Origin of the sequence: Terrimonas alba (genome assembly GCF_042434975.1) — a bacterium.
In the GTDB taxonomy this organism is placed as follows: Bacteria; Bacteroidota; Bacteroidia; order Chitinophagales; family Chitinophagaceae; genus Terrimonas_B; species Terrimonas_B alba.
Genome location: NZ_JBHMQM010000009.1, coordinates 176913 through 191743 on the forward strand (window position 1 = coordinate 176913; position 14831 = coordinate 191743).

The window sequence follows — 14831 nt, forward strand, 5'->3', positions numbered from 1 at the left end:
ACAAATTCAACAAGCAGGATGTAAAATAGGGAAAAATCAATAATCCAGAAGCAAACTACTGTTGTCCCCGGGGGATATTGATTTTTTTATCAGTTTTGTCCTAATTTTTTGATCTGGGTCATTACTATTCTTTATTAAAACTGCTCAACAAGCTGTGCTGGCTTGCCGTATGTAAATTGCGCCATACCCTGTTGATCTCCGAATCACGATTGGCAGCTATAAGTCCGCAATAAGGATAAAGATCATCGACTATTTCTCTTGCATTTTTTGCAAGATGATGACATATCTTGCTCAATTCATTTAACAATGTTTCGTTTATAGCATCGGTCAAAAACAATTCATCCCATGCTTTTTCTACTGTTGAATAAAATAATTTCCTTGCAGCGTTGAGCCTCATTCCTGCCTTCTTAAATTTTTCCATTGACAGCTTTAACGTTTTTTATTCCATCGTCATTTTGTTGCATCTTCTCCTGCAACAATTTTTCAGCGAGATCCAAAAAACATACAGCCATTCCCGACATATTGACTGCCAATGTAGTTTCTGCAAATTGAAGGAAAGGAAATTTATATACCGGATGATTTAAAACTGCGGTTGCACTATCAATGACAAAGGATCGGTTTTTTGGCACCTGTAATTGTTTGACTTCAAAACTATGACTGGCAGTGGCAATCATTCCCATACAATTCCAGTCTTCGTGTATGATCACTTCTGATCTCCGGAACCAAAAAGAATTAACAAGGGAATTTCCAAAATCATCTTTTAACAAAAAGCCATCCCTTTCGATCACACAATTAGCGGTGAAGACGGTAGCATGCGGCGCGCCGCTTGCATACTTCCAACGACCAGATATCTCGTAACCATTATCGGTGATCTTTGCAATACCAGAAACTTTTCCACTTCCGGCCAGACAAGCTTTTGGATTTAAAAAAATCTCTTTTGCCGCTTCGGAGTTTAAAAACCCGATGAACCAATTAGCGCCACTACACAATGTCACCGTCCAGCCCATGCTTCCGTCGGCCCATGCAAGTGCTTCTTCTACCCGTAATGCTTCGGGTAAACTCAACTCTAGGCCTCCAAAAATTTTTGGAACAAACAGGTTAAACCAATTCTCACGATAAATAACTTCTAACTGTCTATCATGCAGCCGGACCAGTTTTTCCGCTTCGGCAGCATTATTTCTTATTACATCTGTTATTTCAGAAGCAATGAAACTTCCCGGGTGTGATATCTGGCTCATAAATATCGTTTGTCGAACAAAAGAAAACTTTTTGAATCATGAAGCTGTTGAGTATTGAAATTGTTCACTGTCACTCCTCATGATTCTTTTCCATTTTATATAACCTTGTATAGCGATAACAAATAAAAAGATCGTAAGCGCTGCATACAGCGGTAAACCTTTATGGAACAGCAGAGGTATGGCAAAGAAATTGGAGATATTCAAAACTATCCAGTTCTCAATTTTTCGTTTTGCAAGCAGCCACATACCGGCCCAGGCAACAGCACTTACCCACGCATCCCATACCGGTACTGTTGAAGGAGTAAAATACTTTAACAACGAAAACAATACAATGAATCCTGCTATTATAATGGTAAAAACGACTTTCCAATCTTTGTAGCTGCAGGAAGTGATCGCCAATGAGGGTTGACCTTTCTTTTTTTTCCAATACCACCAGCCATAGATGCTCATCACCAAATAATAACCATGTAATAAACATTCAGCATACAAGCCTGCCAGGAAAAGAATATAGACAGACAACAGTATACTAGCAATTCCCGATGGGTATAACCAGATTTTATTTGCCTTTGCAAATAATACTTCAGCCACACCCAGGATCACTGCCGTCCATTGAATCCAGTCTGTTTGGCTAATTTGTTGCAAAAGCAGTTGCCATTCATTGCTCATTGAAATCAATTTTAATGAAATAACATATTGAGCCAACAAAAGGCGGTGCGACCGAACTTATGATTTTACTATCTATTCCCTACGCCGGCATTACCCGGATCAGGTGTTTGAAAGAAACAATGTAAGAGCATGCTTCTTTCAATGGGTATAATCTCAGCCTTTGTTTCAGCAAAATATCTGAATTATTAGTCCTGGTATTTTGCAAGGCACCCCTTTTGTTGCGGATGCAAATCTAAACTTTTAAACGCAATATTGATGAGTATTCAATAATTATGGTGTGCAAGTGATAAAATTATGAGCAGTTGAATAAAATAATAAGGTTGGTCCCGATTAACAATTAAAGTGCTCGTGCTAATCGCTGATTACTTTTATTTACGCTTAAGCTTTTGGATGATGGAGAGAATGTTTTCAGTTGAAGTTTGCAACTCGTTATAACCATTGCTTTCGATAACCTGCCGGGTTATCAATTTACTGCCCAGGCCCACACCAGCCGCGCCTGCCTTAAACCATGGACGAAGACTTTCCTCTGTAATATCTACGCCGCCGGTCACAATATATTTTAAACCCGTAAATAAAGGTTGAATGGCTTCTACAAAACCCGGGCCCAGCACATTGCCCGGAAATAATTTTAAGGTAGTGCAGCCTGCCTTTTGCGCGACGTCAATTTCTGTTGGCGTCATACAACCCGGGACCCACAAAACCTTATTCAGGTAAGCTACATCACAGACTGTACTGTCAAACACAGGACTAATAAGGCAATCAGCACCAGCATCAATAAACCGCGACGCCTCATCACCCGTTTTAATAGTACCAATGGCCAGCAACATATCCTTCATATCAGCATCACGGGCCTTTACCAGCTGTCTGAAATTACCCAATGCCTTTTCGCCTCTGTTGGTAAACTCAATGCACCTGATGCCTGCTCCATACAAAGACCGTGTAATGGCTAAACAAACTTCAATGTCGTCGTTATAAAATAAAGGAAGTATTCCCTGGTCTTCAATTACCTGTTGTACTGCTTGTTCTTTTTGCATATCAAAAACATTCGAATATCACTAAAAGCTCTAAGATAGGGAATATGTGATTTCGCAGAGCAAATGACCATTAGTATGCAACGAGAAGGAATGAATAATGCAAACTAACCTGTAACCGGTTGCTGGCGAGTTTGATCGTTTAAAGAATATTCAGACGACTCATTTCGTCCCATTGGATGTATAATCACCGGCTTTTCATATTGCACGAAATACATATCTACTTCACCAACATTTTTTGCATAAATTTTTCCCCGGTAAGCGCAGGCATATTTTTCCTGGATTATATCATACACAGCGGAGGAAACATTTACCTGGCCTGGTTCGCCGTTGCTTTCCATCCTGCTGGCGATATTAACCGTGCTGCCCCAAATGTCATAGGCATATTTTTTCTTTCCTACTACACCTGCTACGACAGGACCGACATGTATTCCTATCCGGAGATCCCATGGTGCTAGCCCCGATTCTCTTCGCTTAATATTATTTTCAGTAATGTATTGTTGTATTTCCAGGCTCGCTTTGACGATTTTGAATACATGCTGATCATCAGGTGTTGGAACACCACCCGCACACATGTAGGAATCGCCGATTGTTTTTATCTTCTCAAGGTCATATTTCTCAATAATATTGTCGAACACCAGGAAGCATGCATTCAGTTCCTCGATCAGCTCTTGCGGAGATACTTTATCGGCGATTGACGTAAATCCTTTGAAATCGGTAAACATCACAGAGACGGATTCATAATTGCGGGGGGCGGAAGTGCCGTTTACCTGCAATTCTTTTGCCACTTCGGCCGGCAATATATTCAACAGTAAATGTTCAATCTCATCCTTTTGCCTGTCCAGTATTTTATTGGTTCTCGCCTTGATCCGGTTATTACGTAGTATTAATATGGCGATTAAAAAAACGAGCACCAATACCACCGTCAACGCCGTCTTTTCCAATTTCTGCCGTCTCAGCTGTAATTCATTCAATGCATTGTCTTTTGTCAGCAGGTTGATTTCGTTTTGCTTTTTTTCCAGATCGAAGTCAAATTGTATGGTGGTTAATTTCTTATCGGTTTCGTTATTATAAACGGTATCTTTTACATTGCCGTAAAGAGAATGGTAAGCATAGGCTTTTCCAAAATCCTTTGCATCGGCGTATGTCTTCGACATGTATCCATACAACTCAAGCTGTATGTTGGTGGATTGTATCTCTACCGCCAATGGCTCCGCCTTCTTAAAATAACTTATTGCAGTTTTATAATCATTTTGTTGGGAATAAACCTTTGCCAGTCCGATTAGTGACTGTACTATTTTAAGCTTATCATTCAGCTTTTCAGAAATAGCCAGCGCTTGTGAATGATTATTGAGCGCTTTCTCATATTTCCCCTGTTTGAGATATAGTTTCCCAATAGCGTTATATGCATTTGGGCTTCCATCAGCATTGGGACCATAAGCCTTTAGAGCTTTATTAAAATACTCCAGCGCCTTTTCATCATCATTTTGCTTAAACGCAGAATCCGCATAAATATCACCTACGTTTACACAAATTCCCCCCAAAGCATCTTTGTCGCCTAATTCCTCACATATTGGAAGAGCCTGCAGGTAATATTGCAGCGCCTTATCATACGTATCAGGCTTCAGTCCATAAATTGCGCCGACATTATTAAGCATAGGCATAATCCGAAGCTTATTACCCGTTCTTTCTGCTATCTTCAGTGATCGCAGATAGTAATCCAATGCTTTTACCATATCCCCCTGGTAATAATAGATGACCCCGATATTGCCCAGCAGGTTGGCAATGCCCTCATCATATTTGATGTCTTCAAATATCTTTAACGACTGCTCATAATTTTGAAGAGCCTCTATATATTTTGACTGCACCAGGTAGGCGAGACCAATGTTTTTATAGGCGTAGGCCTCCCCTTTTTTAAAATCAACTTTTTCTGCAAGCTCTTTAGCTTGTAGCGCTAATTCCAGGGATTTATCCGGATCAGTACTTCGCTGATCAGTGCTTTGCTGGATCAAATTATTTATTAATACGGTATCCTGTTGTTTTTCCATGTCCGGGCCAGCGCCTGGCTGCGCCAGTCCATTTATTGAAAATGAAATTAAGGCCACCCATAAAAGCAGGTTATTGCGTTTCATATCAATTCACTTTATGAACAGTTATCAAAGGATTTACTTTTTTATCGGGCAATGATTAATTTTTTTATTTCATTTTTCTTATCGTTTTGCAACCTGATGAAATAGACTCCACCGGGCAACCGGCTTATATCTATTTTCTTCTGATATAATGTCCCTGCATCACTTAAGCCATCGAATACATCCAGCACTTTTATTCCACTGATTGTATAAATACTAAGCCTGGTTTTTCCCGGTACCGACGGGCTAAATGATATATCAAGGTAACTACCGGCCGGATTGGGAGCAACTATAAATCCTGGTTTTACTAAACTGCCGCTTTCGTTAACCACCATACCTGTGGCTGACCCCGGTCTTGATGAAACATTGGTGATATTCGAAGAGCCTTGCTGGCAGGCTGTAAAGTTTTCAAATGAACTCGGGCTCCCCGTATAGTTATTTCCTCCTCCGCCACTTCCGCCATTAACAAGATTGTTTAATTGCGTGGTAGGTGTACCAGCCCGGTAGTCTCCGTTGATGGAAGTCACCTGGCCGGGAGCCGCAATGGCACTATACGAAAACTGGGGCTGGTAAGCTGCTATCGCATAAGCCCACTGATCGCCGAAGAATTTGTTGCTGTAAAATATTCCCTTTACTACTGAATTAGCATTGTTCTTCTTTGAAAATCCATTTGAAGAATTAATAATCACCCCGGTTATAAAAATATCGGAAGTACTACTAAAGCCTATTGGAACCTTTGTGATCCACATATTTGTAGCAGCGTCATAATACGTTTCAGGGGTAGAAACATTGTCCGCTATAATTTTTCCGGCAGGGATTGGCAGATCATTTACAGCGGGTCTCGAATTTATGTTGTTGAAGGTAACGGTGCCAAACTGGTATAAAAGATAATCGCCCTGCTGGCTTAACTGGCCGCTTACTTTTGTAACAATACTTAACCATAAACTGGTAGCGGTGCCGGGGTTGGCCGTACTGCCAAAATTTGTAAATGGTTTATGCGTGATTAAGCAAGGATTATTCTCTATTGTCAATACCCCATTTTCAAAGTTAAAGGCGTAATTATAGGAAGAAAGAGTGCCCGCAGATGCTGTGATAGGATAAACGCCTACAGGGCTTGATTGAACAGCAGTGGTAGTTAACAATGGGCTTCCGGTTATATCACTTGATTCAAAATCCTCGCCATATTGCAAACCCGTATAAGTAGCAGTTAATTCGGGGTTAGGCTCTCCATATGCCCTGGTAACATTATTTGCCTTTACAGTTACGTTAGCCGGGTTAACAGTCAATGTGCCTAACCCATAAGTAATATCATAATTGTCATTAAGAACGCTACCGGGAATGATATACTGCGTTCCGGAAGATAGTCCTGTAATCGTGTTTAACGCTCTCAGAACTATTCCTGTTTGCTCAGTTACATCTGCCTGATCAATAATCACAGCAATCCGATGCGACTGTTCTGTAAAGCTATTCGAAATAGCTATTGGCAGCGTGCCATTGGAAATAACAACGGGCAGCCCGTTCGAAATGACAATTGGCAGCGAACCATTGGAAATTGCAACAGGGAATGCGTTGGAAATCGCAACGGGAAATCCATTTGAAATAGCGACGGGCAAACTGCCATTAGATAAAGGCTCCGCACCCAATACTCCTTTTGCTTTTACTGGTTCTACGGTATTAACCATGGTTGTCAGGGAAGGATCGCTATTGTAGCCGAGAATGGACTCTTGGGTAATATCAATAACCTTTGTGTTGGGTGTTAATTGTCTCGTGCTCAGTAAAGATTTTTCACTGGCATAAAAGCTAAGATTAGCCAACTCCTGTTGTGTAAGCGTATAAGGAGTTACTGTAGCGACACCTATATCGAAGCCAGTAACAGACTGCGCATTGTAAAGTGGAAGTTCCTCGCCATTAGAAATAGCAACGGGCAGCCCGTTGGAAATGGCAATTGGAAAACCGTTGGAAATAGCTATGGGAAGCACCCCGTTGGAAATAGCTACAGGCAGCTTGTTCACCAATCCAATAGCATCAGTCGCCAGGAATTCTTCATGAGACAATCTGATAATGTTTACCACTTCCGGATTAGCTGTCGCTATTGCAGGATCAACTTCATACCTGAAAGTGATTGGTGCAAGATCCTGCCCGTACGTGATAGTTTGATTTTCCGGTATCACAGTCACCGGCAATTTTACAATGGTAAGTATTCCCGGAATAGTATCATAAGTATAAACCTCCAGCAGCCCGGCGTCAGTAGGATTGTTAAGGTCAAATGTTCTTACCGGCTTTATGAAATACTGACTGCCAATATTGGATAGCGGGGTTGCATTGGTTGCATAGGTAAGATTTTCCAGTCCTATATCCTCAAGTGTTAAACCGCTCTGAGCCAAAGGAACATTGTCAACTAAAATAGTGGAAGTAAAAGCCGGTAGCTGTTCGCCATATTTTTTTGTCTTTGGATCAGCCGCAACGGTGATTGCCTTTTTTGCAAGGGAGAAAAACTGTATTATGTTTGAATAGCCACCATCTCCATTTGCAATGGGAGGTGTATACACCTGTATAGCCGGATTCCCGGAGTCAAACGCAGGAATAATGGCCGTTAATTCGGTAGTACTGACAAACGTGGTTTGTACCGGGCTCCCTCTGAATAATACCTGTGATTCCTCTGACAAGTAATTACCATTTACAGTTAACGTGAAAGAGCTTGTGGGATAACTCGTCGGCGTAATGCTGGAAGGATACTCCAGGGAAATAAGAAAAGGCGTGGGCTCAGCAAAGGAACGCATGGCCAGGTCGGCCTGGATGAGGCCTGCGCCGGCTGCATTAGCCGGACCAACATTTATTGCGGTAGTTTGTAATAACTCTTTCACTCCATCGGGCGAAACGACTTCATCAAGAAATCTCTTTCTGCCTTCAATAAGTAGGGCAGCCGTAGCAGCCGCATGTGGCGCCGCTGCCGAAGTGCCGAAGAAATTAGAAAAAGGATCGGTGTCTCCGGCATAATCCACACCCATGTTTACACTTGTATTTACACCATCAGGAGCTGTTATATCCGGTTTGTGGCGATCTACTCCACCAATTAACGTTCCACCTATGGAAGAATATGGCGCTATTGTGGGAGTTGCAGATGTAAAGACAGGTGTTTTAAAATAATTGATTGCGGCAACTGCAATAGCGCCTGCGGCGTTTGCCTGCGCAACGATGGTAGAGCCGCCAACCTGGTATTCTGCAATGACAGCATCACCTCTGAAGATGATGTACTTGAACCGGGGAGTTGCAGTTCCGGTATTTGCACGGGTAATTAAGATATTGGCATCTACTTCTGCTACGCTACTGCTAACTGAATAGGCCAAAAACTCAAACGGATCTCCAAATTCATTGTTCCTGTTATAGCCACAAATAATATTGCCAGTCAGATCAGTGAGATAAATATCAAAGTCATTCTTAGTGCCACCGGCTTGCGTTTGCCCGATTGAATAAATATCATCATCCCACTGTAAGGCGATCGTATAAGATCCGGGTTTCAACCTGATGCGCTGGTACACATCACCTGTGCCGCTAAAATCATGGGCAGTAGTGCCGGCAGCGAAACCTGCCGGTGCTGCAACAGGCCGATAATTTTGCTCATGAGATTTATTGCTGAAATTACCAGCTGAAGTGAAATAAGTAACGCCCAACGCTTTCACTTCATCTACCATTTTAGCGACGGGACCATCTCTTAAAAAAGGTTCGTTGATATAAATAATGTCGTCGACAACTACCTGGCAACCTATTTCCTGCATTTGCTTAATACCAACGGCAAAATCACCCGGGCTTATAAAACCTGTTCTGAAAGCCAACTCCGCTTTTGGCGCAATGTCATGAATTATTTGAAGCATGGCCCTTCCTTCGTCCGAACGGGCGCCATATGGAAACTCCTGCACTACCTGCACAGGGGTGGAATTAATAGTATTTCCAACACCGGGAATTTCACCGGTTGTGATATCCAGCTCGGCTGGATTACTGGTTGGTGTAACCTGTGAATTATAACTATCGGAAAGGACACCTATTTTCACACCAAGGCCATGCAGGTTATAACCATTCCTCACCAGTTGTGAGCCGATAGCTGTATCGCCTGCATTCTTTATCAGGCCATTGTTTCCCAGCGGGACATATACCGGCCGGCAAAAATTTATTATATCACCCCTTGTATTAAGATGAAGCAAATTGGCAATAGGGAATTCTCCGGTTGTAATAAGCGTATTGGTTCCGTTGCTTATAATCCCTGTCATCCCTTCACTTATGAGGTAGCTCAGCGCCTCTGCCTCATGGCCGACCCTCGCAATCACATCAATCAATACATAGTCGCCCAAAATCATCAACACCTTGTGCGCCTCGTCACTTACTCCCCCGGTAAGTGAAGTCAGCTCCGCACCAATTATAGTTGAAACCTTACCCACCGAAGGATTAAAAGGAAAAATTACGTTTTCCTCTTCCGCAAGCGGACTGTAATTAAATGTTACTCCACTTTGAAGCTTCACCTGCACACCGCTATATAATGCACCTGTCAGGGTACTCGATCCCGTTCCCGAACCCACATTCACCCCGGCATAAGGGGCCCACACCGTACCCAGCCATTTTGACCCACCACCTGATGAGCCATTCGCAATAACAAACGAATACCCGGGAATAGAAGAACCAGTACCCTTACCATGGGTTTCTATAAAAATTCTTGAAGCATCACCACCGTTGGAAATAGTTGTATTTAATTTGCCGAAATCGGCATCACCCTCCACATAAATTTTGAAATTACCGGAGGTAGCATCTTTGAAATTAAAAACAAGTTTGTTAGAATTTCCGCTCAATTGAAATGAACTAAACACATAGGTGCCGACTCCTTCAAGCGTAAGTGTTTTGTTTCCGCCAAGTGTTACGTTTTTATAAAATCCTGGTTCAATTGTTTTGGTATTTGTGATGTCCTGGGGAACAACATTCGGTTCTGGTTCCGGAAATTGGGTAATGCCCGGTAGCGACGGCAAATCAGGTAATGCCGGGGTTCCCGTAACATCCCTGGAGCCAATTGACGGCCCAGAATAAGTAGTACCCGGAGGATGGGTAACGATGCCGGAAACCGTTCCTCCCCCGATAACGATGTTTCCATTCACATCAATATTACCGGTAATGTTGGCGCTGGATCCAACAGATAAAATTGTACCGGGCAGTGAGGCTGAATTTGCCGCTGCTATTTTACCCGACACCACATTGCTATTGGTAAGAACAACCTTCCCACCTGAATAGATATTTGAGTTGATAGTTGCATTGCCCGTTGTTTGTACAAGACTATAACTCCCTACTGATCCACCATTAACAGTAATCGAAGACCCTATTTGAACCCCATACCCGGGTGCAGGCGGAGTTACCGATCCCGAAACGCCGGAGCCGGCAAATATTGCAAAATCCCCCATGGCAGGGGATTGCGCATTTGAAGTAATTGTTACCAGGCTAAAAATGAAAAAGCAGAACGTAGACCAAATCCGGAGCTGGTGCTTCTTGAATTTCCTCATAAAATAAGTTTTGACTGGACCCTGCCAGTTTTCGCAATTAGGTGGTTAAAAGTTAAGTCTGTACAAAAGATGGCATATGTTGCCACTAATCAAATTGAGCAAAACGTCAAAAACTATATTCAAGAGGGGAAGGATGTCGAAGAAAAAAAAGTGAGAGTTCGGCCCATTAAGTGTTTACCCTTTAAAGTTAGTGCATAAAATTTCATTTCCCCTATCAAATTTCAGGCGAAGACTATCAATTTTGACCCAGGGCCGATTTGGAAATAAATTCTGAAGGCGTCAGGCCATATTCATCCTTAAAGCATTTAGCAAAATAAGAAGGACTTGTAAACCCAACCTTGTAAGCCGTACCCGAAATATCATGACCCGCCGTTAGGTAAGCCGCCCCTTTTTGTAGGCGGTAACTCCGGACAAGATCGTTAGCGGATATATCCAGTAATGCGTTCAGTTTTCTATTCAGACTGCTTCGGCTCATACCGACAGTCCTGGCCAAATATTCCACGCTTAATTGGGGATCGTCAAGCTTATTTTCTATTACACTATACAGCTGGCTGATAAAATCGTCTTTTACCGGGGCTGTTATTATGCCAGGCTCACGGGGCAAAAGCTGTGATTTAAGAAATTCCCTGGTTTTCTCCTGTAGCTGGAGAAGATTTTGAATGCGCAGCTCCAGTTCATCCTGGTGAAAGGGTTTGGTGATATAATCGTCGGCACCTGTTTCAAGCCCCTCGATCCTGGCAGCATGAGCCGCCCTTGAGGTCAGCAGGATAAAACCAATATGAGCGGTTCGGCTATCAGTTTTGCATAAACTGCATAGCTCGAAGCCATCTTTTCCGGGCATCATAACATCGCTGATGACAACATCGGGCATTTCTTGTAAAATAAGATCCCACCCGACCATTCCATCTGAAGCTGCAATGCTTCGCCATTTTTCGGATAAACTGGCAAGTACATATGACCGAAGCTCCCCGCTATCTTCCACCACTAAAATCAGGGGCTCCTCTCTTTGAGCAGACTTTTCCTGCATTTTATCAACAGGTATCACATCACTCACAGCAGCTGTTTCTTCAGGTATTTGCTCCCCGGGTTCTATTTTGCTCAAAGGAATTTCAACGATAAATTTTGCACCCCCGCCTTTCTTACTTTCAACATGTATAGTTCCGTGCATAAACTTTACTAATTCCCTAACCAAAGAAAGCCCGATACCAGTGCCACCAGCACTGCCGGACATCGTTGATTCTGACTGGTAAAAGCGATCGAATATTTTTTCCAGGTCTGCCGGCGGAATTCCCGGCCCGCTGTCTTCCACAATAAACCTCGCGACAAAAACGGAATTTTCTTCCTCCCTGCCCTCCAGCAACACATTGACAGCGCCACCAAATGGAGTAAACTTCAGCGCATTACTTAGTAGGTTCGTAATAATTCTTTCCCATTTATCCTTGTCAAACCGGTATATACCGTCAATACCCGCCGATGAAAAACTAAGCTGTATATTTTTCTCTTTCGATCGCTCCTTAAACGAATCAAGAATTTCTTCTACGAAAACTTTGGGTTCGCCAATTGACTGAACAAGTTTCATTTGGCCGGCCTCAAGCTTACCCAGGTCCAGCAACTGGTTTATTAACCTGAGCATTTGACCCGCATTTCGTTGCGCTGTCATTACAGTTTGGCGGGCATTGTCTGAAAGACCCGGATCTTTTCCCAATCTTTCCAAAGGAGTGGTGATAAGGGTAAGGGGAGTACGGAACTCATGAGTGATATTGGCAAAAAAGCGGTCCTTTACCTGGTCAAGCTCTCTTAATCGCTTTGCCTCGAGTTGTTCGAAAACAAGCTGTTGCTGTTCAAGAATTCGTTTTCCATGATAGCGCCAGTATGTTCGGATAAGCATTATAGCCGCAAGCACGTAAAAGCCATAGGCCCACCAACTGAGCCAAAAAGGAGGACGTATCTGTATGTCCAACTCCCTGATGTTCGAACTCCACTGCCCGTCCATATCCGTGGCGTTCATCAACAATTTATAATTGCCGGGACGTAACTGGGTGTATTGGGCAAAATTTCTGGCGCCTTCGTTCCAATTATTGTCCACACCTGTCAGCTTGTAGCGATAACGGATTTTCTGGGGCTCGTTAAATAAAAGAGAAACAAACTCCACCGTAATATAATTTCGGTTATAAGGTAAGGTGAGTTTGCGGAGCTGATTAAAAGGTTGGTCAATGTAACCGTCTTTGGTGGTGAAATCCTGCAACTGGTTATTGATCTGGATTCCGGTAATTTGTATACCTGCCTGGAGATTATCTTTTTTCAGTTTAAAATCGTCTGGATTAAACACTGTATAACCATCCGGTCCGCCAAATGCAATACGATTATCCGGGAATTGAAATTTATGAAAACGATTGAACTCGTTCCCCGAAAGGCCATCGGTTTTTTCAAAATTATGCGTACTAAAATCAGCTGTATTAAAGCGGCAGATTCCTTTGTTGGTGCTTAACCACAACTCACCATTTTTGTCAGCAACAATGCAATAAATCGTATTATTCGGTAGGCCATCGTCTGTGGTAAATATTTTTTTTACCCCGCTTTTACTATCCCATAGTATCATCCCGCCTCCCAGTGAGCCAATCCAAAACTTATACGGGTCCTTTGGATCAGCGCAAAGATCAGTCAGATCAAAAGGCAGGGCATTTTTACCGGAACTTTTTTCATAATGATTAATACCCTTCCCGTCCTTTAGTTGAAATAATCCCTTGCCGTATGTAGTGACCCACTGAAAATTGTCAATAGTTAATAAGTCAGCAAAAAAATTTCTCCTTGCATTGACCGGTAATTCAACGGCAGTAAAGACCGGGTTCGATAGCTTATCCTTCCAATACCATATGCCGTAATTATAATTATCCAGGGCCCACACGGAGCCGTCATTGCCGGCATACAATCCGCGAAAATGAGCCGACTTTACTGCCGGAAAAGAAAGTGGAAAAAATTTATTCTTTTGCCAACAATAAACCCTGCTGAAAATCGAATCCACATTACTGATATATAATGCCGAGTCAGCCCCGTAAGCATAGCGGAAATTATATGACCACTTGGATTTTATCCATATATCGGGTAGTGATTGTAATGGAATGCCTGCCTGTGTTAATACATCCGTATGAAAGTTATACTGGTAGCGGCCGGCCATGAAAGGCATCGACCTCAAATTGATTTTTGCGAGGCCGCCGGCATCAATGCCTACCCAAAGCACATCTGATCGATCTACAAAAAAAGAAGTAATCCGACGCCCCTTCTCTATATTATTTTCCCAGATCAATGTTAGCTTCCCGTCTTTCTCCAGGCGGAAGATGCGGCCACTGCTTCTGAAGTATAATTCACCATGGCTGTCTTTTTGAAGCGAATTCATTGGGAAATCAATTCCATTTACTTTACCGGGTGGAATAGTGATGGTTGAAATTTTTTGGGCATCAACATCAATCAGCAGGAGGCGATCCAATAACCCGATGACCAACATTTTTTCTACAAAAATTGTTTGTACAAAAGTTTCGGGATCAAACCTGACAGGAATACGAAAAGGTATCCATTCGAAATGTTGTTGTGTGGAATCAGACCTGTGAATACCAGCGGGAGATACCAACCATAACACTCCATTTTCTTCCTGTAGTAAACTGACAATGGTATCATTCATCAATTTGCCATTGCTCCTGTTCGCATATATCTCCAACCCTGTCCTCGTATCGACCCAGCCTATCCCTTTTCCGGGGATAGCGAATACCCACCTGTTGGAATGATAATCATAATCCCGGTTGTTGTTGGGCTTTGTTGCATTTTGCAATACAGGATTATTACTGGCATGTTGTACTTTAAATGTGACGGGATCAAAGTTGTCAACCTGCTGACCCTGGTATTTTATCCAGAAATGACCATATTTATCTTTAGCCAACAGGTTAATTACATTTGAGCTAAGGCTGTTACTATCTTTTCGCTGCTGGCGAAAGATTTTAAATCCACGACCATCGTACCGGGCCAGGCCATCTAAGGTCGCAATCCAGATAAACCCATCTTTATCCTGTACAATACCGCTGATAAAACTTTGCGGCAGTCCATCTTCTACTTTAAATAATTGCTGGTGTGTATAAAGGGGAGTTTGCGCCAGGGAGCGGAGGCAACAAAAAATAAAAATGGTATAAAAAAAGAACCTGTGGCACATCAGGTAAAAGCGTTACCTAAATTTAATTTGTT

7 protein-coding genes are annotated in these 14831 nt (G+C 42.6%); all 7 read right to left on the minus strand.

The annotated features are described in order from the left end of the window. Positions 1-124: 124 nt before the first annotated feature. On the minus strand, positions 125-421 hold the full coding sequence (locus tag ACFEL9_RS23655) for an acyl-CoA dehydrogenase family protein (RefSeq protein WP_385895187.1): 297 nt from the start codon (positions 419-421) through the stop codon (positions 125-127). Beyond that, positions 408-1238, minus strand: coding sequence for an acyl-CoA dehydrogenase family protein (locus ACFEL9_RS23660; protein WP_385895189.1), 831 nt, complete (start codon positions 1236-1238; stop codon positions 408-410). Before ACFEL9_RS23660 ends, ACFEL9_RS23655 begins: the two co-directional genes overlap by 14 nt. Before the next feature lie 36 nt (positions 1239-1274). Continuing rightward, positions 1275-1904, minus strand: a complete 630-nt coding sequence (gene pnuC, locus ACFEL9_RS23665; RefSeq protein ID WP_385895191.1) for a nicotinamide riboside transporter PnuC — start codon at positions 1902-1904, stop codon at positions 1275-1277. A 368-nt stretch (positions 1905-2272) separates the two neighbouring features. Next, positions 2273-2938 carry a beta/alpha barrel domain-containing protein gene (locus tag ACFEL9_RS23670; RefSeq protein ID WP_385895193.1) on the minus strand — a complete coding sequence of 222 codons (666 nt, stop codon included), beginning with the start codon at positions 2936-2938 and terminating at the stop codon, positions 2273-2275. A 104-nt stretch (positions 2939-3042) separates the two neighbouring features. After that, on the minus strand, positions 3043-5067 hold the full coding sequence (locus ACFEL9_RS23675) for an adenylate/guanylate cyclase domain-containing protein (RefSeq protein WP_385895195.1): 2025 nt from the start codon (positions 5065-5067) through the stop codon (positions 3043-3045). Positions 5068-5108: 41 nt separating this feature from the next. Next, positions 5109-10601 carry an MBG domain-containing protein gene (locus ACFEL9_RS23680; protein ID WP_385895197.1) on the minus strand — a complete coding sequence of 1831 codons (5493 nt, stop codon included), beginning with the start codon at positions 10599-10601 and terminating at the stop codon, positions 5109-5111. A 235-nt stretch (positions 10602-10836) separates the two neighbouring features. Beyond that, a complete protein-coding gene (locus tag ACFEL9_RS23685) occupies positions 10837-14799 on the minus strand; it encodes an ATP-binding protein (protein WP_385895199.1) in 3963 nt (1320 codons plus the stop codon). Positions 14800-14831 lie beyond the last annotated feature (32 nt).

Excerpts from the sequence above, each read along its gene's own strand:
- ACFEL9_RS23680 (WP_385895197.1), bottom strand. The coding sequence starts at position 10,601 with ATGAGGAAATTCAAGAAGCACCAGCTCCGGATTTGGTCTACGTTCTGC.
- ACFEL9_RS23685 (WP_385895199.1), bottom strand. The coding sequence starts at position 14,799 with ATGTGCCACAGGTTCTTTTTTTATACCATTTTTATTTTTTGTTGCCTC.
- ACFEL9_RS23670 (WP_385895193.1), bottom strand. The coding sequence starts at position 2,938 with ATGCAAAAAGAACAAGCAGTACAACAGGTAATTGAAGACCAGGGAATA.
- ACFEL9_RS23675 (WP_385895195.1), bottom strand. The coding sequence starts at position 5,067 with ATGAAACGCAATAACCTGCTTTTATGGGTGGCCTTAATTTCATTTTCA.
- pnuC (WP_385895191.1), bottom strand. The coding sequence starts at position 1,904 with ATGAGCAATGAATGGCAACTGCTTTTGCAACAAATTAGCCAAACAGAC.
- ACFEL9_RS23660 (WP_385895189.1), bottom strand. The coding sequence starts at position 1,238 with ATGAGCCAGATATCACACCCGGGAAGTTTCATTGCTTCTGAAATAACA.
- ACFEL9_RS23655 (WP_385895187.1), bottom strand. The coding sequence starts at position 421 with ATGGAAAAATTTAAGAAGGCAGGAATGAGGCTCAACGCTGCAAGGAAA.